Origin of the sequence: Streptomyces sp. NPDC002701 (assembly GCF_042889045.1) — a bacterium.
Lineage (GTDB): Bacteria > Actinomycetota > Actinomycetes > Streptomycetales > Streptomycetaceae > Streptomyces.
Window position 1 is genome coordinate 31,139 of the sequence record NZ_JBIAQL010000022.1, and the last position, 18,821, is coordinate 49,959.

19 protein-coding genes, 1 pseudogene and 1 riboswitch are annotated in these 18,821 nt (G+C 69.5%); of the genes and pseudogenes, 10 read left to right on the top strand and 10 right to left on the bottom strand.

The window, feature by feature from the left end; all coding sequences use genetic code 11:
- Nucleotide 1 precedes the first annotated feature (1 nt).
- Nucleotides 2-154, top strand: a complete 153-nt coding sequence (locus ACFYXC_RS34875) for a hypothetical protein (RefSeq protein WP_389556341.1) — start codon at nucleotides 2-4, stop codon at nucleotides 152-154.
- 375 nt (nucleotides 155-529) lie between these two features.
- Here the strand turns inward: ACFYXC_RS34875 and ACFYXC_RS34880 are convergent, their stop codons facing one another.
- A complete protein-coding gene (locus ACFYXC_RS34880; protein WP_389556342.1) occupies nucleotides 530-865 on the bottom strand; it encodes an ArsR/SmtB family transcription factor in 336 nt (111 codons plus the stop codon).
- A 174-nt stretch (nucleotides 866-1,039) separates the two neighbouring features.
- Between ACFYXC_RS34880 and ACFYXC_RS34885 the strand changes: the two genes are divergently transcribed.
- Nucleotides 1,040-2,182: an FAD-dependent monooxygenase gene (locus ACFYXC_RS34885; protein ID WP_389556343.1), complete on the top strand. Its 1,143-nt coding sequence runs from the start codon at nucleotides 1,040-1,042 to the stop codon at nucleotides 2,180-2,182.
- Between the two features lie 257 nt (nucleotides 2,183-2,439).
- On the opposite strand, the gene ACFYXC_RS34890 is transcribed toward ACFYXC_RS34885, so the two are convergent.
- Together ACFYXC_RS34890 and ACFYXC_RS34895 are read right to left on the bottom strand one after the other, a co-directional pair.
- The gene (locus ACFYXC_RS34890; RefSeq protein WP_389556345.1) at nucleotides 2,440-2,775 is read right to left on the bottom strand and encodes a hypothetical protein; all 336 of its coding nucleotides are present in this window, start codon (nucleotides 2,773-2,775) and stop codon (nucleotides 2,440-2,442) included.
- 153 nt (nucleotides 2,776-2,928) lie between these two features.
- Nucleotides 2,929-4,131 carry a PP2C family protein-serine/threonine phosphatase gene (locus ACFYXC_RS34895; protein WP_389556347.1) on the bottom strand — a complete coding sequence of 401 codons (1,203 nt, stop codon included), beginning with the start codon at nucleotides 4,129-4,131 and terminating at the stop codon, nucleotides 2,929-2,931.
- Nucleotides 4,132-4,750: 619 nt separating this feature from the next.
- On the opposite strand from ACFYXC_RS34895, the gene ACFYXC_RS34900 reads away from it, so the two are divergent.
- Both ACFYXC_RS34900 and ACFYXC_RS34905 read left to right on the top strand, forming a co-directional pair.
- On the top strand, nucleotides 4,751-4,924 hold the full coding sequence (locus ACFYXC_RS34900; RefSeq protein ID WP_389556349.1) for a helix-turn-helix domain-containing protein: 174 nt from the start codon (nucleotides 4,751-4,753) through the stop codon (nucleotides 4,922-4,924).
- 1,301 nt (nucleotides 4,925-6,225) lie between these two features.
- The gene (locus ACFYXC_RS34905; protein ID WP_389556351.1) at nucleotides 6,226-6,384 is read left to right on the top strand and encodes a hypothetical protein; all 159 of its coding nucleotides are present in this window, start codon (nucleotides 6,226-6,228) and stop codon (nucleotides 6,382-6,384) included.
- An 81-nt stretch (nucleotides 6,385-6,465) separates the two neighbouring features.
- On the opposite strand, the gene ACFYXC_RS34910 is transcribed toward ACFYXC_RS34905, so the two are convergent.
- Together ACFYXC_RS34910 and ACFYXC_RS34915 are read right to left on the bottom strand one after the other, a co-directional pair.
- Nucleotides 6,466-7,368, bottom strand: coding sequence for an SDR family oxidoreductase (locus ACFYXC_RS34910; protein ID WP_389556353.1), 903 nt, complete (start codon nucleotides 7,366-7,368; stop codon nucleotides 6,466-6,468).
- Between the two features lie 28 nt (nucleotides 7,369-7,396).
- Nucleotides 7,397-7,801, bottom strand: a complete 405-nt coding sequence (locus ACFYXC_RS34915; RefSeq protein WP_389556355.1) for a Dabb family protein — start codon at nucleotides 7,799-7,801, stop codon at nucleotides 7,397-7,399.
- A gap of 122 nt (nucleotides 7,802-7,923) precedes the next feature.
- Between ACFYXC_RS34915 and ACFYXC_RS34920 the strand changes: the two genes are divergently transcribed.
- From ACFYXC_RS34920 to ACFYXC_RS34935, 4 genes are all read left to right on the top strand, one after another.
- Complete coding sequence (locus ACFYXC_RS34920) at nucleotides 7,924-8,550, top strand: TetR/AcrR family transcriptional regulator (RefSeq protein ID WP_389556357.1); 627 nt, start codon at nucleotides 7,924-7,926, stop codon at nucleotides 8,548-8,550.
- Between the two features lie 244 nt (nucleotides 8,551-8,794).
- Nucleotides 8,795-9,292: an SRPBCC family protein gene (locus tag ACFYXC_RS34925; RefSeq protein WP_389556359.1), complete on the top strand. Its 498-nt coding sequence runs from the start codon at nucleotides 8,795-8,797 to the stop codon at nucleotides 9,290-9,292.
- A complete protein-coding gene (locus ACFYXC_RS34930; RefSeq protein WP_389556361.1) occupies nucleotides 9,289-10,137 on the top strand; it encodes a helix-turn-helix domain-containing protein in 849 nt (282 codons plus the stop codon). Before ACFYXC_RS34925 ends, ACFYXC_RS34930 begins: the two co-directional genes overlap by 4 nt.
- A 427-nt stretch (nucleotides 10,138-10,564) precedes the next feature.
- Nucleotides 10,565-11,482, top strand: coding sequence for an endo-beta-N-acetylglucosaminidase H (locus ACFYXC_RS34935; RefSeq protein WP_389556363.1), 918 nt, complete (start codon nucleotides 10,565-10,567; stop codon nucleotides 11,480-11,482).
- Nucleotides 11,483-11,850: 368 nt separating this feature from the next.
- On the opposite strand, the gene ACFYXC_RS34940 is transcribed toward ACFYXC_RS34935, so the two are convergent.
- Nucleotides 11,851-13,044 (bottom strand): hypothetical protein, encoded by a 1,194-nt coding sequence (locus tag ACFYXC_RS34940; protein WP_389556365.1) that lies wholly within the window; start codon nucleotides 13,042-13,044, stop codon nucleotides 11,851-11,853.
- Between the two features lie 237 nt (nucleotides 13,045-13,281).
- Between ACFYXC_RS34940 and ACFYXC_RS34945 the strand changes: the two genes are divergently transcribed.
- Both ACFYXC_RS34945 and ACFYXC_RS34950 read left to right on the top strand, forming a co-directional pair.
- Nucleotides 13,282-13,686 carry a type II toxin-antitoxin system PemK/MazF family toxin gene (locus ACFYXC_RS34945; protein ID WP_389556367.1) on the top strand — a complete coding sequence of 135 codons (405 nt, stop codon included), beginning with the start codon at nucleotides 13,282-13,284 and terminating at the stop codon, nucleotides 13,684-13,686.
- A 348-nt stretch (nucleotides 13,687-14,034) separates the two neighbouring features.
- On the top strand, nucleotides 14,035-15,267 hold the full coding sequence (locus ACFYXC_RS34950; protein ID WP_389556456.1) for an MFS transporter: 1,233 nt from the start codon (nucleotides 14,035-14,037) through the stop codon (nucleotides 15,265-15,267).
- 81 nt (nucleotides 15,268-15,348) lie between these two features.
- Here ACFYXC_RS34950 and ACFYXC_RS34955 read toward each other — a convergent pair.
- The 4 genes and pseudogenes from ACFYXC_RS34955 to ACFYXC_RS34970 all read right to left on the bottom strand — a co-directional run.
- Nucleotides 15,349-15,545, bottom strand: a pseudogene (locus ACFYXC_RS34955) (class I SAM-dependent methyltransferase); the annotation flags it as partial.
- 50 nt (nucleotides 15,546-15,595) lie between these two features.
- Nucleotides 15,596-16,414: an ABC transporter ATP-binding protein gene (locus ACFYXC_RS34960; protein ID WP_389556369.1), complete on the bottom strand. Its 819-nt coding sequence runs from the start codon at nucleotides 16,412-16,414 to the stop codon at nucleotides 15,596-15,598.
- Nucleotides 16,411-17,526 (bottom strand): FecCD family ABC transporter permease, encoded by a 1,116-nt coding sequence (locus tag ACFYXC_RS34965; protein WP_389556370.1) that lies wholly within the window; start codon nucleotides 17,524-17,526, stop codon nucleotides 16,411-16,413. Before ACFYXC_RS34965 ends, ACFYXC_RS34960 begins: the two co-directional genes overlap by 4 nt.
- Nucleotides 17,523-18,566, bottom strand: coding sequence for an ABC transporter substrate-binding protein (locus ACFYXC_RS34970; protein WP_389556372.1), 1,044 nt, complete (start codon nucleotides 18,564-18,566; stop codon nucleotides 17,523-17,525). Before ACFYXC_RS34970 ends, ACFYXC_RS34965 begins: the two co-directional genes overlap by 4 nt.
- A gap of 29 nt (nucleotides 18,567-18,595) precedes the next feature.
- A riboswitch (cobalamin riboswitch) is annotated at nucleotides 18,596-18,778 on the bottom strand.
- Between the last annotated feature and the right edge of the window lie 43 nt (nucleotides 18,779-18,821).

The following is an 18,821-nucleotide window of genomic DNA, read 5'->3' on the forward strand; positions in this document are numbered from 1 at the left end:
AGTGCCGGCGCTGAACTGGACAGTCCGGCCCGAGTACCGCCTGCCCCGGACAGGAAATCTGAAGACCCACACCCTGCACACCACGGCCTACCCGTACGAGCCGGACTCTTGGCTGGCTCACCTGATGGAGATCGCCGCCGTGGCGGTCGACTAAGCGTCCGAGGATGAGGAGCGCGACGCAGCCGAGGCGCGCGCCTTGTCTTCCGGCGTACCTGAGGGCGTGGCGACCCCGACACTTGCTTCGTCTCGGGAGAGATCCTCATCGGGAGGCTCGCGGAACAGTGCCCGGCGCACGGCCGGTCCCTGTGCGACCTCCTGGCTCCGGACTGTCGCAGCAGCCACCGGCGTCCCGGCTGCCTGGCGGGCGTTGACTGGATGGACCTGTCGCCGGCCCTGCGACGAGGACGGTTCGGCCGGTCGACCTGGCCACTGGCCGGGGTGGGCTGACTCGGGCCAGCCGACCCAGGACCAGACGAAGCACCTTCCAGCACGTCCGACCCTTCGGCCGGGCCCCAACCCTCGCCTGTGCTCAGCGAGGAGCGGTACCGCTCGGAGGCTCTGCTCCCAGGAGCGCGAGGAGCCCGGGGAATCTCTTCTCGATGTCCGCGCGTCGTAGCCGGATGCCCTTGCGGTTGCCGTAGTCGATCTCGTCGACGAGACCTGCCTCGCGCAGGACGCGGAAGTGGTGGGTCTGGGTCTGCTTCGAGATCGGAAGATCGAACGAGTTGCAGCCCCGCTCGTTGTCGCTGCGGTCGGCGGCCAACTGCGTCATCACCGAACGACGGTGCTCGTCGGCGAGGGCGCGAAACACCGCGCCCAGATCGAGCGCATCGGCCTCCGGGCCGACCAGGTTCTTCCCGGGCACGCGGCACCCCCTTCAGGTACGACTTGAATCGTACCTGAAGGATGTGCTCCACTGAGGTACGAAATTCTTCGTACCTTGGTTCCGGTCGCGCTGCCCCGTGCCGCCGCGCCCTGAGGCCCGGCCCCCCGGCACTCGCCGGGGACCTGGTCATCGAGACTCCGAGAGGTCATCGTCATGAAGAAGCCCGAGGTGCTGATAGTCGGTGCCGGAATCGCAGGGCCCGCACTCGCGTACTGGCTCTCCCGGAATGGCTACCGGCCGACGGTCGTCGAACATGCCCGGCAGCTGCGCTCCGGCGGTAGCGCGATCGTCGTCAAGGGGCCCGCGATCCCGGTCGCCGACCGCATGGGCATCCTCCCGCAGCTCCGCGGGCTCGCCACCCGCAACCGGTCGCTGACGCTGCTCGACCCCGGCGGCAGGCGAATCCTGCAACTCCTGCTCGCCTCGGACGAGGCGCCGACGGTCGAGGTGACCCGAGCCGACCTGTCCGAGGTGCTCCACCGGTCGGCGCAGACCGAAGCCGAATTCTTGTTCGACGACACGGTCACCGCTCTCGACCAGGACGGAGGCGGGGTCGACGTCACCTTCCGGCGGTCCGCGCCACGGCGTTTCGACCTGGTGGTCGGTGCCGACGGGATGCACTCCACCGTACGGCGCCTGGTATTCGGACCCGAGCGGCAGTTCGCGAGCGACCTCGGCCTGTACGGCGCCACCGTGCCGCTGGAACCCGACGCCATCGAGGACCCGAGCGAGATGACGATGCTGACCGTGCCGAACCGGATGCTGGTCGTCCACCCCTCGCGGACCACTCCGCTCGCGATCTTCACCTTCCGGGCCGCACAGCCGGCGCCCCACGACCGCAAGAACATCGCCCTTCACAAGCAGACTGTGGCCGACGCCTACGCCGGCGTGCGGTGGCGGGCACCGGAACTCGTGGCGGCGTACCTCGACCACCCGGCTCCGTTCTTCGACCCCCTGACCACCGTCCGGGTGCCCTCGTGGTCCCGCGGACGGGTCGTACTGCTCGGGGACGCGGCGGCGGCGACAGCCCTGCTGGGCGACGGGTCCAGCATGGCGATGGCGGGCGCGTACGCCCTCGCCGAGGAACTCGCCGCCCATCCCGGCGATCACGCCCGCGCCTTCGCCGCCTACGAGTCGCGGCTCCGCCGTGAGGTAGGTCCGCGGCAGCGACGCGTCGGTCTGCTCTCCAGGCTCATGGTGCCCCGCACCCGGCATGGCCTCGCGATACGCAACGCGGTGGGCCGCGCGGCCGGTCGCACGAACCGGATCGCCTCTCGCGAAGCCGCGAACCGGTAGACCGGGTCCGCACCGACCGGTCCCCGGTCGGTGCGCAGTTCCGCGGCAGCTCTTGGCCGGGTCGGCGCCGCTATGTCCGACGAGCCCGGCTCGGCGTGGTAGGTCATCGCCGGTGCGGCAGATCGGCTGCTGTCGGCCTCACCCACCGCTCCGGGCGCTCGACCACGACAAGGTTGCTGCCGGTGGCTTCACCCCCGCGCGACGCGGAGGTGGAGTGCTTGGCGGACAGGGCAACCTGCCCGCTGCGCAGGCCCGTGCTACCGCTGTTCCCCGGCGGCAGCGGTCCGTAGGGCCAGCGCGTCCAGCACTGCCGCGTGCGCCTGGTCCACCGTGATGTCCAGCCCGATCTGGTCTTCGACGACGTTGATGGTGAACGTGAAGAACGAGCAGCAGCCGCTCTCGCGCTCCACCAGATCCCGCACCCGATCCTCGACGCCCGGCCCGCCTGCCAGGTCAAAGCACAGGCGGAGCGGCGCGGGTCGGGACAGCGAGGTCAGCCGCTCGGCGAACAACGTGTCCCACTCGGCGACCCGCAGGGTCCTCTCCTCGGCGGGCAGCGTGCAGGACTGCGGCACCCACGCCAGATCACTCATCGCACTCACTCCCGTCATGCGCGCCCCGCAGGCGGGGACACCTCCGACGGTAAACGTGTACCTGGGTACTTGCACGCACCGCTCTTCTTGCTTGCCATGGGCTGGGAGCGGCGGTTGGCGTGCGCGGGGTGGGGAGGGCGGCTGGTCGAGGCGTCAGACTGTGTGCGTGTCCGTGGTGCCGTGCCATTCGCAGAACAGGACGGTGGCGTCGTCTGCCAGTCGTCCTTGGTGGTAGTCGAGAACGGCGTGCATGAGGCGGCGCAGGGTTTCGGCGACGGGCAGGTTGTCGGCGTGGTGGCGGATGATGAAGTCGGTGAAACGCTGCACGCCGAACTCCCGGCCGTCGCTGTCGCGGGCTTCGATGATGCCGTCGGTGAACAGCAGCAGCCGGTCGCCGGGTTCCAGCTGTTCGGTGCGCTGCGTGACCGGCAGGTTGAATCCGCTGCCCATCGGGCCGGCCGGCGGGCAGTACAGCGTGCTGGCCCAGCGGCCGCCGCGGATGAGCACCGGAAGCAGGTGGCCGCGGTTGACCCAGGTGAACTTGCCGGTGTCCAGTTCCAGGTCGGCGAGGATGCCGGTGGCGTAGCGGCTGTGCCCGAACTGTTCGACCAGGGTGTTTTCGATGGCCGTGCTGGCCTCGGGGATGGTGGCGCCGACGCGGCGGTAGCTGCGGCAGGTGGCCATCGCGAGAGCGGCGGTCAGGCCCGCGGAGGTGTCGTGACCCATGGCGTCGAAGACCGCCAGGTGCAGGACGTCACCGGCCAGCGCGTACTCGAAGGCGTCCCCGGCCACCTGGTAGGCCGGTTCCATGAAGGCACTGACGGTGGCCCGCTGGTCGGAGAAGGTCCGCGGCGGCATCATGCTCCACTGCAGTTCCGCCGACACGCCCATCGGCCGGGTCCGGGTCAGCCGGGCGTGGGAGTCGCTGTTGGCCCGCTTGGAGACCAGCAGGAGCCCGGCCATCGACGCCAGCGCCCGCATCACCTCCTCATCGGGCCTGTCCCCGTCGCCGGGGCCAGGTTCGACGTGCAGGACGCCCAGACGTTCTGTGCCGTCGAGCACCGGCACCCAGCATGCCCCGCCGCGGGCCGGTGAGACGATCTCGGTGATCTGGTACGCGCGGCCCGGCAATGTGCCCTCGATACGGTGCTCCTGCCCGCCCTTGCCGGCACTCAGGCCGATGCCGGTGACCTCCCGCAGCAGCTCCTCCTGAAGATCCGCCACGAACAGCCGCGCCCCGCCCGCACCGGCCCTTACCGCCGCGGCATCGAGCAGAAGGGGCACCTGCTCGAACGGCGCGGTGTGACTGGCCTCAAGCAACTCGCTCAGCGCCCTGGCCAGATCCTGTGCCGTCATATCCGTCGACACAGCCCAGGGCCGTCGCTGTTCAATTCGTCCGTCATGACCCATCCCTTGCAAATGCAGGCCCGACGGGGCCCGCGGCTCGATACACATGTCACCGGGGGACCACAGGACTCAGCCCGAAGGAACGACACCAGCGCGAGCGACCCTTCCAGCCCGATGAACGGGGCCGGTGGGACGACGGCCTTCACCAGTTTCTCACCGCGGTGCACCCTTTCGGCAAACGGCCTGCCTTCGGCGGGCACGACACGCACCGGTCAGCAGGCGCTGAGGCGGACCCCTTGCGAAGGCCAGGCCAGGCCAGGCAGGCGGCATGGGGAGGTGGCGAGGGCGTGCGGTCGGCGGCTGACGTCAGCGTTGGGAAACGCCCCGTTGGCCGGGGAGCCAGCGTCGGGATGAAAGGAGCAATCAGGGCATTTGTTCTTCGCGACCGTGTCGGCTGGATCTCGGCGCTGGAAAGCAGTGCGGGCGCGAGAGTGACACGAGGAAACGATGGCTGCCTTACCGAACCTTCGCATTTTGTGGCGATATGGCAACTATAAGTAACATTGCTTGTCCGGGGGAGAAGCAAATGGGGGCGACGTGACCAGGGACGAGCGGATCACACAGGACCGTGGCCTGTGCGGCGAAGCTGCGCGCCCCGATACGGGCCGTTCTTGAGCAGGGGGCCACACAGAGCGCTCTCGCCAAAGCCGCAATCGTTGCGCCGTCCACGGCCTCGCGGTATCTGAGCGGGGAGCGGGTCGCTCCGGCCGACTTCGTCGAGAAGTTCGGGACCTTCCTGTAGGGCCGTGGATTCCCGCTGTCGCGGGAGGAGGGCGCGGAGCTCAGCGCGTTGCGCCGCGCGGCGCAGAAGACTGGCCCGCACCCGGGCAACCGCGCGTTGTGCCGGATCGAGGAAGTACGAGCGGGTCAGGGATAAGCGCACCCGCAGCGAGGAGTGGCGCCTGGCAACCAGCGAAGAGCTGACGGAGCTCGCCGATCAGCTGGGCGAACTGCGGCGGGAGTTCGGCGATGTCCGCGCGCGGGCGGAGTCTGCCGAGACGGAGCGTGATGAGGCACGGGCGGCCGCCTCCGGGCAGCGGGAGCAACTGGCGCACGCCCGCAATTACTCCCGGCAGTTCGCGAGTGAGCCGGTGGAGCGGCGGCACGAGGTCCGGCAACTGCAGCGTGAAGTGGCGGTGCTGCGCCGCCAGGTGGAGCGGCTGCGGGACGAACCGTCCCTGAGCTCCGAGCGGAGCGTTCCCAGGGCGTCAATGCAGTTCACCGCAGGGGTCGCACCAGCCGCACACCGTACGGCGAAGGTTCAAGAGGGGCGCAGCAGCGGCATGGTGATTCAATATCCATGTTTGCGGAGTAGTTGCCTGTCTGTGCCTGGGCGGTGGTGGCGCAGAAAAGGGCTGCGGTGGCTCCTTCACCTCGGTCACTGGTTCGCCCAGAAGAATAGCCTCCTTTGAACGGGCCGAGCCCGTCCTGCGTCCCAGCTGAGGCTGTCGTTCACAGACTCGATCAGCTACCGCACCGACTTGGGGAGAGGTTTGCCCTTGCGGCCAGGTCGTTCTCGAGATCCTCGGCAGTGAAAAAGCCGGGAGTAGGACGCGCAGTAACCGCCCGTGCTCATCGTTGATCTTCGCATGCAGTGTGGTCGGCAAGGTGTGCAAGTTTTCGTTCGCCACGCGACCATCTTGGCCGTCCTCTTCTCGCTCCTGGCGTCAGCCGAGGTTGGATTCTGAGGCAGTGATCCACGGGGTCACGGTGTGGTAGCCCTGGGGAACCGGCTTGACGGACATCTGACTGCCTCCTGGGGTGCGAGTGCCTCAACGGGGGATGACGCTAATCGTCATCTAGGTCAGCTCCGGTCCTAGATTTCACCGGGAAGGCATCAGAGAGACAGCGGAAAGGATCTGCGGGACGAGCCCGCCAGGCATAGGACTTGAACGTCGGACCGTGAAGGCGGGAAGCCGCGGACGCCACCTTGCTCAATTGGTCGGTGCGAAACGGCATCGTGGACGGCGGATGGGTTGGCTGTAAGCGCAGATCCACCGCAGCCACCGGCAGCTGGTTCCGCTGTGGTGCGCGGCGGGCACGGTGAGCAGCCGCTGGCTGTGCTGGTCGGCCAGTACGGTGCAAAGCCGGTTGCAGAGCATGATGCTGACCGTCACCGGCATTGCAGACCTGGAAGGTGCCGAGCAGCAGGAGGCGCTGATCTGGTTGCGAGAGGGCCTGGCCTGGCCACGGTGGCGCTGAGCATGATGTCCAGTGCCGTGACCACGGACGTTCCCGGTGTCGGCGCTCGTGCCGTCGGCCTGTCGGTGTGGAGGTGAGGGTTCAGCCGACCTCGTTGCGGACGGCGGCGTCGAGGTCGGTGGCCGTCAGGCCGAAGGTCTCGGCGGTCTCCGTCGCGTCCATGTGGAACGGCGCGTACCACTGGTAGTCCATCTCGGCCATCTCGCGGGCGATCGGCACGATCAGTCCGGCCGTACGCGTCACGGAGCGCGGTATCTGGATCAGTTTGACCGGCGGGCGGCCTGCCGCGACGGCGTAGCGCCGCGCCAGCTCGCGAATGGTGACGGCCGGCGGGGACGGCACGTGCCAGGGCCGGCCCCACGCGCGTTCTTCCGAGGCCAGCGTGACGAGGGCCTGTGCCATGTCGCCGTTGAAGGTGAAGGTGTGCGGCATGTCCAGGTGGCCGGTGATCCAGGCGGCTTTTCCTTTCTGCAGGGCCGACTTGATGAGCAGGGAGTAGATGCCGTTGGCGTCCTTGCCGATGTAGTCGGAGCCGCGGACCTCGACGGTGCGGATCCCCCCGGCGAGGGCCTGTTCCCACATGCGTCTGCGCAGGCGGCCCTTGTGCCCGGTGGCGGCCATGGGGGTGTGTTCGTTCATCCGGCCACCGGGCTGCGGACCGTATGCGTAAAGGCTGCCGGTCAGCGCGAGGACGGCGTCGTTCTCCTTGGCGGCGGTGATGGCCGCCGTCTGCAGGGGCGGCAACAGGCGCTCCCACACCGTGTACGAGGGTGGATTCGCGCAGTGGTAGATCACTTCCGCGCCGCGGGACAGCTCGGTCAGAAGGGACGGGTCGGACGCATCGGCGGCGACCCGGTCGACCAGCTGGTGCTCGGGGCCGGAGCCGCTGCGGGTGACGATCCGGACGCTCTCGCCGCGCTCGGCGAGCAGACGAGCGACGTTGGTACCGATGGAACCGGCACCGATGATGACGTGCTTGGCCATGACGGTTTCTCCTTCTCCGGGGTATCGGTCAGTCGTCCACGCCGGAGCCGGTATAGGTGGGTACGTCGGCGAGCAGGCCGGCGATCTGCGGGTTGAGCTCGTTGCGGCGCCGGTGCAGCTCCTGGATCTTGGCGTTCAGGTCAGGGTCGCCGTCGTCACTGACGTCGAAGATCTCCAGCCGTTCGACCAGGTGCAGCCCGAGGTGGTCGGTCTGGTAGGTGGTCGAGTGCGTCAGATAGGCGAAGAGCCCGTCGAGATGTTCGACGACGAACACCGCGCCGTACGTGTAGTCGCCGCCGTGGTCGCGGCCCACGACGAAGGACTTGACGGCGGGGTTCGACCGGCCCTGGTTGCGCCAGCTCTCCAGCACCTCCTCGATCTGCTGAGGCGTCGCAGTGGCCTTCATCGTGACTCTGTTGATGTGGTGAATCATGATTTGCTACCCGTTCCTAACGGCGTTAGATTTTCTAACGGCGTTAACTATGACGCGCATCGCCGACGCGGTCAAGGCGGTGACTAGTGTGCGAGGACACCATCGAAGCGAAGTGACGGACCATGCCGACCAGCACGAGACGGGCCCGCGAACGGGCGAACACCCGGGAGCGGATCATCGAGGCCGCGCTGCACGTCCTTGAGGCCGAGGGCATCGCGGCCCTGACGATCCGGCGCATCGCCACCGACGTCGAATACTCCGCGCCCGTCGTCTACCAGCACTTCGCCAACAAGGAAGCGCTCGTTCTGGAACTGGTCGCGCACGGCCATCACCTGATGCTGAGCGAGTTCCGCCAAGCGGCGCAGGAGCCCGATACGGACCGGCGTATGACGCGCATTGCGTCACAGTACGTCCGGTTCGCCGGAGAGCATCCCCACCTCTTCCAGGTCATGAACGACCCGGTGGTCGACGCGGACGAACGCCGACGCGTCGCGGAACCGGTCATCGACGTCCTCAAGGAGCTGCTCACCTCCTGGTCGGCCGCGCACCACGTGGTCCTGACCGATTTCGACCAGGCTTGCGAGATCCTCTGGGGCACGCTGTACGGCATCGCGTCGCTCAGTCACCTCGGCAACGTAGGCAGCGATCGCGCCCGCCACCTCGCCGAACAGGCGCTCCACGCGATCCTTCTCGGCTGGCGGACCGAGGCGCCGGCACGCGGTCGACCGGCGAGCGGCCAGGTGCTCTGACCGCTCTGGTTCGCCGGGTTCTGGAGTCGCGAACTGCGCGACGTCGAACGTCGTGAGGCGGGCTAGTGGTCCCGCTGACGAAGTCGAGTCCAGCGGCCGGCAGCGCTCCGGCGACAACATGACGGACGCTGCGCCGTCGCTACGACGGACACTGCGCCGTCGACACGGCGAACACGACGAGACCGCGAGGGTATGTACTGACAGGTGTCTGCCTCGGGCAGGCGCCGGCCGCGATGCTCGTGGCATGACCAAAACGAGCGTCCCGATCACCGTCTTCGCCCGTACGACATCCAGCCCCGCGCACACCTACCAGGTCATCGTGCCGATCGACCTCGCCCGGGTGTTCAAGCCGTGGGGGCCCTTCCCCGGCGTCGCGGAAGTGCGCGACCAGACCGGCACCTGGAACCGGCCGGGGACGTCGCGCCAGACCTGGTTCACCGACGGCTCCAAGGCCGACGAGCGGCTTACCGAGATCGCGGAGGGACACGGGTTCGCCTATGAGCTGAGTGGCTTCACCAACGTGCTGGCCAAGCTGGTCTCCGGGGTGCGCGGCGAGTGGTCGTTCCTGCCCGATGGGACCGGCACGTCGATCCGGTGGACGTACGACTTCCGGCCGCTGCCGGGCCGCCGCTGGATCGTCGCGGGACCGTTCAAGCCGCTCTGGACCCGCTACATGCGCGCTGCACTCACCAGGATGGTGACCGTGGTGCAGGAAACGCCCGGTGGCATCATGGAGGAGTGAGCGACCTGAGCTTCGGCGCCCTGCTGCGCGGCTGGCGCGACCGCCTCGACCCGGCCGATGCCGGCTACGCCCGGTCGGCCCGCCGCCGCGCCCCTGGCCTGCGCCGCGAGGAACTCGCCGAACTCGCCGGCCTCTCCGTCGAGTACGTGCTGCGCCTGGAGCAGGGCCGCGCCACCAGTCCCTCCGCGCAGGTGGTCTCGGCCATCGCCCGCGCGCTGCGGCTCGCCCCGGCCGAACGCGATCAGTTGTTCCGCGCTGCCGGCCTGCTCGCCCCGCGCGACCACACCGTCGGCACGCACGTGCCGCCGAGCGTCCGCCGCCTTGTCGCCCGCCTCGGTGACCTCCCGATCGGCGTGTTCGCCGCCGACTGGAGCCTGCTGTGGTGGAACGACATGTGGACGGCTCTGCACGGCGACCCGTCCGGCCTGGCACCCGCCGAACGCAACCTCGCCCGCGCACTGTTCGGCACGGGGGAGGGGCGCTGGCACCTGTACCCCCTCTCGTCGGCGGCCGGGGAGTACGCGTTCGAGACGGCGATCGTCGCGGACCTGCGCGAAGCGGTCGCCCGCTACCCGGCCGACCCGGAGCTGGCCGCGCTCGTGGACGGCTTGCGCAGGACCTCGCCGTTCTTCGGTGAACTGTGGGCCGTGGCAGGCATGGAGCAACTGACCGGCGATCTGAAGACGATCAGCCATCCCGAGCTTGGCGACGTCACCCTGGACTGCGACGTGCTGACCTTGCCGGGAGCCGACCTGCGCATCGTCACCTACACCGCGGCCCCGGGAACCCGCGGCGCCGACCAGCTCGATCTCATGCGTGCGTCCCGGCTGAGCGAGGCCCGCTGACAATCGGAATCCAGCCGGCCAGAGCCGCCGGATCGGCGAAGAAGGTGCTTCGGCTGGCGCCGCGTTCCGTCGATGTCCTCGACGGGGAACAACCCGGTCGCCGACACCCGCAGTCCCGGGTTGGCCTGCGTCACGATCTTCGGCGCACCGCCGACGAGGAAGGTGTACTGCACGCCGGCCGCCGGATCGGCCGACCACGCCTGCGACCGTCCGCGACGGGTCGCACCACGGGGAGGGCCGGCTCCAGATGTGAGAGGGCGTTCCGCGAGCCGCAGGTTCACCAACTCTGTTCTGAAACAAGCGAGTTGCAGTGTGACGCGAGTGAAATCCGGGAAGAGATGACGCACGGCTGTCGGGACGCGAAGAGCTTGCTCGACATGTTCGAACAGGCCCGAGCGCCGACCATGCGATAGGAGACCGATCAACGATGCTCACGCGTGTACGGAGCAGGATGCAGGCGGCCGCGGTCGCCCTCTCGACCGTTGCGGCTCTCGCTCTCGGCGCGACCGCCACGACCCACGCCACGGCGGCCCCGGCGCTCGCGAAGGAGGGACCGACCTCGGTGGCGTACGTCGAGGTCAACAACAACAGCATGCTGAACGTCGGCAAGTACACCCTCGCCGACGGTAGCGGCGCCGTCTTCGACGTCGCCGTGATCTTCGCGGCGAACATCAACTACGACACGGGCACGAAGACGGCACAGCTGTACTTCAACGAGAACGTGCAGCGCGTCCTCGACAACGCCGCCACCCAGATACGGCCGCTGCAGCAGAAGGGCATCAAGGTCGTCCTGTCGGTGCTGGGCAACCACCAGGGCGCGGGCTTCGCCAACTTCCCCTCCCAGCCTGCGGCTTCGGCGTTCGCCAAGCAGTTGTCGGACACCGTGACCAGGTACGGCCTCGACGGCATCGACTTCGACGACGAATACGCCGAGTACGGCAAGAACGGCACCGGGCAGCCCAACGCCAGCTCGTTCGTGCACCTGGTGACCGCACTCCGCGCGAACATGCCGAACAAGATCATCAGTCTCTACAACATCGGGCCGGCCGCGTCCCGGCTGTCCTACGGCGGCGTCGACATCTCGTCCAAGTTCGACTACGCCTGGAACCCGTACTACGGAAGCTGGCAGGTCCCCGGCATCGGCCTGCCCAAGTCGAAACTGTCGCCGGCGGCCGTCGAGATCGGCAGGACGTCGCAGAGCACGGTCACCACCCTCGCCCGCCGCACCGTGAGCGAGGGATACGGGGTCTTCCTGACGTACAACCTGAACGGCGCCGACCGCAGCGCGGACATCTCCGCGTTCACCAGGGAGCTGTACGGCAGTGCCGCCGTCTACACACCGTAAAGCGGGCACACAGGCCGCACGGTACGGCCGACCGTGACCGATGTCCGAGGAGGCGATCGCGCCCGCGGCGCGGCCAGGTGGTCTTCGACGTCGACCTCGTTGAGGTTCGCCCGGCGGCCCGGCGGCCTTCGCCGGGGCGCCGGGCCCGCACGGTCCTCGACCTCGCCGCGGCGGACGCCGCGGCCGGTCTTCTGCTCGCCGAGCGGCTGTGGGCGAGTCCTCGGATCGGTCAGGTCGACGTGCACCTGCACGCCCGGTTGCTCGCCACGCGACCGGCCCACGCCGCAGGCCCAACCCCCACGGACTCCGCCGGCATGACGCGACGGGGCGGGGAACGTCATAGGTTCAGGGTGCGGGGGCGGGCCGCATCACAGCAATGCTGCGATGCCCTCTCGGGTTTCCGGCAGCCCGGCCGCGCGGAACCACAACCAATTGCCGCGGATGTTGCCCGTCGCCTCGTCGGTGTCCACGAACGCCCGCAGCAGGGCGCGTTGGGCGGAAGTGAGCGCATGGGCCGAGTCGTAGCCACCGGGAAAGGCTCTGAACAGGATCGGCCCGCGTTCGAAGTCGACGATGGACCGGTTGCTGGTGGCCACCATGGCGATGGCCACCGGTGCCACCTCCTCGAACGAGGCGGCCAGGTCAAGGGCGGAACGCAGCACAGTGAACCGGAACCACCCATCCACCCCGTACAGCGGCTCGGGGAACCAACCGTCTGTCGTGTGGGGGTCCCGCAGTGCGTCGAGGAGCACGGCGAGAGCGCGTGGCCGATCGTCTCGGACGGGCCCGAGCGCGGCGCAGACCCGCACGGCCGGATCGGCGTCGGCGAGCAGGTCGGAGGTGTCCATCCCCCACAAGCTCAGCGCCCGCGCCACGGCGGCGCGCTCCCGTCGGCCCGTCATGGCGCTCAGCTGGGCCCGCAGCAGCGCGGCGGCGCGCGGTATCCGGTCGGTGAGGGCGGGGGCACAAAGGAGCGGCACGGCGGCGCCGAGGGCGGTTTCACAAACGCGGGGGTCGGGGGAGGAGAGGAACGGCTCGACGGCGTCGTACAGGACGGGTCGGATGTCTCGGCACGCCTGCACTGCGGCCAGTTCCTCGGAGGTGCGCTCGCTTCGCCTGTCCTCGTGCCAAGGCTGCCACTCCCAGTTGGCTCGATCCCGCGCCGGATCCTCTCCGTAGGCGGCTGACTCAGCCACTTGCCCCAGCCAGCCGAGCAGGGAGACCCGCAAGCTGCGTGGTGGACCGTCGTCCCAGGGGAAGGCTCCCTCGCGCTCGGCGGGGCCCACGGGATGGTCGAGGATCGCGGCGACGAACAATGCCACGGGCGCGGTGACCGTGTACAGCGAGCCCTGATGCAACACGCCCATGCCCAACGCGGCCAACGCCTTGGACCGCACCTCGGGATCTTCGTCCACGAGGGAGCACAGGGAGGCTGGTGTGTCCTCTGCGGAACCGTAGGCGTGCCGGTGGGCAGCCCAGTCCGTCTCCACCAGTAGTTCTCGAGCCGCTGCCGGCAACCCGCTCAGGACCCGCGCCATGCGGGCGCTCTCGCTTTCCGTCATGCACGCACCCTGCCAGCACCCACCGACAACCCCCTCCCCAAGGCAACTGCGGCGTGCCCGAGGCGGCCGGCGTAGACCGGGTAGACGGACGCCTCCTGCCAGCAGGCAAGCAAGGTCTACGCTGTGACCTGCGGCCGCCGCCTGACCGTTTGTCTGCACGCACGGGTGGCCGCACCCGTCTCCACACGGCGTCAGGTCGCGCAGCGTCTGCCCGCCACCCTGTGTATCGGAGGGCTTGTGCAACGTGGCGAAGTCTGGTGGGTCCAGTTCGACGAGCGGAGGTTGGTCGTCCTGCTCTCAGGAGACGACGCGTCCGGGTTCCAGGTGATGCAGGTCGTCGCTCCGGCGGGCCTCGACATCAGCGGTCTGGGCATCGAGGTGACGGTCGGCGCCGCTGAAGGGCTGCCGCTCGAAGGCGTGCTGCGGCTCGCGTTCCCGCGTCCGGGCTTCACCCCGTGCACGTGGCTGACCACCGTGTCCCGGGACGACCTGATGGAGCGGGCGGCCGTCCTGTCCTCCACGAAGCTCAGCGAGATCGACGATGCCCTCCGACGCGCTCAACAAGCACAGGAGTGGACCCCGGCAACGACAGCGAAGCTCAGCGATATGAGGGACGCCCTCCGTCGCGGCGAACTCGGGTAGACGGAGAAGGAGCCGAACCGCAGCCCGGTCTCGGGATCGAACAAGGCACGGCAGCACGGCTTCATGGCGTATGACAGTAAGGGTTCTGAGGGGCTCTTGCATATTACTGGCAACGGCAATATTTTGTTGCGGGATGCTGATCGGGTCACTTCCACCGGGCACTTTCCAACGCGCCTTTCCCGGGCGTGCTTCCGGGTGTCGGTATGGTTCGCTGCGCCCGGAACGGACCTGTCCCGCCGGATTCACGATCGTTGGAGCACCAGCACAGTGCCGAAGCCGCCCATACCGATCGCGGATTCCGAGACTGGTTCCGGACATCGACCGTCCATTCTGCTGGATGTCGCCTTTCTGCGACTCTGGTCGGGTGCGACCGCGTCAGGGCTGGCCACCTGGGCCCTGCCGTTCGTGCTGGGACTCGCGGTCCTCGACCGCACGCTCACCGCCACCGACCTCGGGTTGCTGCTCGCGGTCCGCACCGTGGGGTTCCTCGCAGCTGTGCCGATAGCCGGTGTGCTGGCGGACCGGCACTCCCGCCGGGGAGTCGTTCTGTGGGCGGGACTGGTGTCGGGGGCCGCGGCTCCGCTGATGGCCGTCGGCCTCGGCCGTTCGGTCCTGCTGATGGCGGTAGCCGCCGCCGTGGCCGGAGCGGGGCAGGGTGCGTGCCGTCCGGCCTACCAGGCCCTGACCGCGGAAGTCGTGGATGCGGACCGACGGCAGCAGGCCAACGCCGCCATGACTCTGGCGGTGCGGGTCACCACCCTTGTCGGGCCCTCGTCGGCCGCTCTGCTCGCCCTGTTCCTCGACACCTGGGCCCTGCTGGTGGGCATCGGACTGCTCTGGCTGGTCGCCGCACTCGTTCCTGGGCGCGGCACGCGATCCGGCACCGCGCCGACGACCGCCACCGATCACGAAGGAGCCTCGTCTCCCGAATCCGCGAGGAGGACTTCGTTCTTGGAGGACTTCGCCGAGGGCCTGCGGGAGGCTCGTCGGCATCCGTGGTTCCTTGCGGGTCTGGGCGCGTTGACGGCTGTCATCGCCACCGGCTATTCCGCGACCGGGGTCGCTCTGCCACTCGTGAGCCGTGACGAATACGGCACGGAAGTGGTGCTCGCGGGTGCGATGACCGCCTACACCGCCGGGGCGCTGGCCGGTGCTCTGCTCGTCGCTCGGTGGCGGCCGCGCTCGCAGGGCTGGGCCGCCCTGGCCGGTCTGGCGGTGTACGGGTTCGCGCCGCTCAGCCTCGTGTTCGCCGTGCATCCCGTCGTGGTGATGGCCGCTTACGCCGTCGCCGGGATCGGCATCGAACTGTTCAACGTGCCGTGGTTCACCGCCACCCAGCGCGAGGTGTCACCCGACAAACTGGCCCGGGTCTCCTCCCTGGACTTCCTGCTCTCCTACGGCCTCGCGCCTCTCGGACTCGCCTTCATCGCTCCGGCGATCGACACGTTCGGGGCGCGAACGGTGCTCGCGGTGTGTGCGGTGACCTGCTTCGTCGCCCCGGCGGTCGCCGCCCTCGTGCCCAGCGCCCGCCATTTCTCCCGTCCGGCCAAGACATTCTCCCGAGCCGTTCGGGAGGGCTGATCCGCTTCCCCACCCCGCCCCGCCCTGCCTCGTCGAACGACGATGCGCCATTCGGCCGACTCAGGATGGGCCAGATCTTCCGAAGTGGCCGCGGGCGATGGCCAACAAGGCCGGATCGGCGTCCGCGCAGACGCTGCGGACGCCGGGGAGCCGGCGCAGCAGGCGGGCGGAAATGCTGCCGGTGCCGCAGGCGAAATCGAGGACGAGCTGGGGGCGGCCCGCCACGGCCTCGACGGCGCGGCGGTCATGACGCGGAAGCGTTCCTCGCGGTCCGGCATGTACCACTCCTTCCGGTAGACCCCTACGTGAGGCGGGTGGCCGGCAGCCGTCACGACAAGGAGCGACCCGCCTTGGTCGAGGCGGCCGGGTGCGGCTCGCCGGGGAGGAAGGTCACCTGAGGTGCGCCCGTGCGTGGATGGATGACGACCTCGCTCGTCACGCCGTAGACATGACCCAGTAGCTGGGGCGTGAGGATGTCGGCGGGTGGGCCGGAGGCGGTGACCGTGCCGTCGCGCAGGACGTACAGCCGGTCGCAGTAGTAGGCGGCGAGGTTGAGGTCGTGCAGGGCGACCAGGACCGTGGCCGGCAGGCGGCGCAGCGTGTTCAGGACGTCCAACTGGTGCCGGATGTCGAGGTGGTTGGTGGGCTCGTCCAGGACGAGCAGGGACGGCTGCTGGGCCAGCGCGCGGGCGATGAGGACGCGTTGGCGTTCGCCGCCGGAGAGGCGGTCGAAGGGGCGGTGGGCCAGGTCGGTGGCGTCCACCGCGTCCAGGGCCGTCTCGATCAGGTCGGCGTCCTCGGGGGTGTCCCCGTCGAGCAGCCGTTTGTGCGGGGTGCGGCCCATGGCGACGACCTCGCGCACGGACAGGTCGAAGTCGGCGCCCGATTCCTGTGTCACCGCCGCCACGGTCCGGGCCAGTTGCCGCACGGGCAGCGACCAGGCGTCGGTGCCGTCGACCCTGACGCGGCCGGTCACGGGGCGCAGGACGCGGTAGACGGCGCGCAGCAGGCTGGACTTGCCGCTGCCGTTGGGGCCGACGAGGCCGATGACCTCACCGGGGTGTGCGGTCAGGGAGACGTCCTCGACGAGGCGGTGGGCGCCGGCGGTGAGGGTGACGCCGTCGACGACGAGTTCGGTGGCGGTCATGCCCCTCCTCGGTCGCTGGTCCTGCGGGCGTCGCGACGCATCAGCCACAGGAAGAACGGGCCGCCGCACAGGGCCGTGAGCACCCCGACTGGTATCTCCATGGGCGCGGCGACGATGCGTGCGGCGATGTCGGCCCAGACGAGGAAGACCGCGCCGCCGAGGGCGGCGGTCGGCAGGACGCGGCGGTGGTCGCCGCCGACGGCCAGGCGGACGATGTGCGGCAGCATCAGCCCGACGAAGCCGATCGGCCCGCACGCCGCCACGAGGACGCCGGTGACGAGGGAGAGCAGGACGAACATGCGGGCGCGGAAGCGGGCCACGTCCAGCCCCATGGTCGTGGCGGCCTCCTCGCCGGCGAGCAGCAGGTTCAGGTTGCGGGCCTGCACCATGAGGACGGCGATGCCCACCAGCAGGGCGGCGCTGGGCAGCCACAGGGTGTCCCAGTTGACGCCACCGAGTCCGCCGAGAGTCCAGGCGAGGACCGCGCGGGCCTCGTTGCCCCGGTCGGTGGTGAGCAGCAGCAGGTCGAGGACGGCGGTGAGCACCGCGGCGATGGCCACACCGGACAGCACCAGCCGTGCGGACGTGATCCGGCCGCCGGTGCGGGCGGTGGCGTAGACGAGCAGCAGTGCCCCGAGCGCGCCCGCGAACGCGGCGGCCGACAGCGACGCCGACCCGAACAGGGTGACGCCGAACACGATCACCGTGACGGCGCCCAGTGATGCCCCGGAGGAGACGCCGAGCAGGTAGGGCTCGGCGAGCGGATTGCGGATCAGGGCCTGCAGGGCGGTTCCGACGACCGCGAGTCCGGCGCCGGCGACGGCCCCGAGAAGGACGCGGGGGGCGCGGACGTCCAGCACGATGGTCTCCCGCGCCGGCGACCAGTCCGGTTCCGTCCAGTCGGCGCCCAGCGCGTGCGTGACGATGCCCCACACCTGGCCGGGCGGCACCTGGACCGAGCCGATCGCCAGGCCCGCCGTGGCGGAGGCGATCAGCAGGACGGTCAGGACGACGAGTGTGACGGTGAGACCGGCCGGCCCGGCCCGCTTGTCGCCCTGTTTCCTCGGTTTCACGACGCTTTCGGTGGCGGTGGCGGTGACCGGGGCCGTCACGCGAAGCTCTCGGGATGGAGACCGCGGGCGAGGTCCTCCACCGCGTAGGCGGACCGCACGCCGACCAGGGTGGCGGTCAGCGGCAGGACGACGAACCGCTTGTCCCTGATGGCGGGCACGTCCTTCAGGGCGGGCTGGGCGAGCAGAAACTTCTTCTTCTGCTCCACACTGCCGGCGCCCGCGTAGTCGTAGATCGCGATGGCCTCCGGCCTGCGTTCGACGACCTGCTCCCAGGAGACGTCACCGAAGACGTCATCGAGGTCGGCGAAGACGTTCTTGCCGCCGGCGAGCCGGATCAGCTCGGTGCCCAGGCTCTTGCCGCCCGCGGTGAAGGCGGCCTTGTCGCCGCTGTCGTACACGAAGACAGGCACCTCGGGCTCGTCCTCGACGGCGGTGGTGGCCTTGTCGACCCGTGCCCGGAGGCCGGAGACGAGCTTGTCCGCCCGGTCGGGCACGCCGAAGATCCTGCCCATGGTGCGGATCTCGTCGTAGGTGTCCTTCATCGTGACCCGCTTCTTGCCGCAGTACTCGCGGTTGAGGTGGGTGTCGATGCCGGCGTCGGCGAACGCCTTGCGGGAGCGGCCCTCGCTCTCGGTGAAGGCGCTGCCGTAACCGCCGTAGACGAGGTCCGGCTCGGCGTCCAGGACGGTCTCGAAGGACGGTTCCTTCTTCGCCAGTTGCGGGATCGACTCGTAGTCCTTCTTCAGCTCCGGCAGGGTGGCGGAGTCGGGGAAGGCGGTGCCGACGATGTGGTCCCTCAGGCCGAGGGCGAGCAGGAGTTCCGCCGGGTGCTGGTGGATGGTGACGACGCGCGCGGGCGCCTTGTCGTACGTCGTCCGCACGCCGCAGTTGTCGATGGTGACGGGGAAGCCGTCGGCCGGCGAGGCCGTGGCCTTCGCGTCCTGGGCGGTGTCCTGCGAGGATCCGCAGCCGGCGGTCAGCAGGGCCACGCACAGGGTGACGGCCGCGGCCCCGGCGCGCAGGGCACTGTGTCGGCGGGCAGGGGTGAACAGCGGGGGACGGGACGTACCGTCGTACACGTGAAGCCTCCTGGGGAGTCCGCGCTCCTCGGATCGGGCCCGCGACAGGCCAGTGTCCTGACTCCCGGATCGACGCTCCCCCTTGCCTTCCCGCGCGGCGCGCAGTGGCGTGTCGAAGGGTGCACTCCCCGGTCACAGTGGCGGGACCGTGCCGGATTCGCACCGGCTTCCTGTCTCCCGTCGCGGCGATGACCCGGTGATACTACGTTCCGCCCGGCTCGCGGCAAAAGGGCGTACGGATCCGCGCGCGCCACG

Coding starts and splice junctions, on each gene's coding strand:
- ACFYXC_RS34885 (WP_389556343.1), top strand. CDS start 1,040: ATGAAGAAGCCCGAGGTGCTGATAGTCGGTGCCGGAATCGCAGGGCCC.
- ACFYXC_RS34890 (WP_389556345.1), bottom strand. CDS start 2,775: ATGAGTGATCTGGCGTGGGTGCCGCAGTCCTGCACGCTGCCCGCCGAG.
- ACFYXC_RS34895 (WP_389556347.1), bottom strand. CDS start 4,131: ATGACGGCACAGGATCTGGCCAGGGCGCTGAGCGAGTTGCTTGAGGCC.
- ACFYXC_RS34910 (WP_389556353.1), bottom strand. CDS start 7,368: ATGGCCAAGCACGTCATCATCGGTGCCGGTTCCATCGGTACCAACGTC.
- ACFYXC_RS34915 (WP_389556355.1), bottom strand. CDS start 7,801: ATGATTCACCACATCAACAGAGTCACGATGAAGGCCACTGCGACGCCT.
- ACFYXC_RS34920 (WP_389556357.1), top strand. CDS start 7,924: ATGCCGACCAGCACGAGACGGGCCCGCGAACGGGCGAACACCCGGGAG.
- ACFYXC_RS34925 (WP_389556359.1), top strand. CDS start 8,795: ATGACCAAAACGAGCGTCCCGATCACCGTCTTCGCCCGTACGACATCC.
- ACFYXC_RS34935 (WP_389556363.1), top strand. CDS start 10,565: ATGCTCACGCGTGTACGGAGCAGGATGCAGGCGGCCGCGGTCGCCCTC.
- ACFYXC_RS34940 (WP_389556365.1), bottom strand. CDS start 13,044: ATGACGGAAAGCGAGAGCGCCCGCATGGCGCGGGTCCTGAGCGGGTTG.
- ACFYXC_RS34960 (WP_389556369.1), bottom strand. CDS start 16,414: ATGACCGCCACCGAACTCGTCGTCGACGGCGTCACCCTCACCGCCGGC.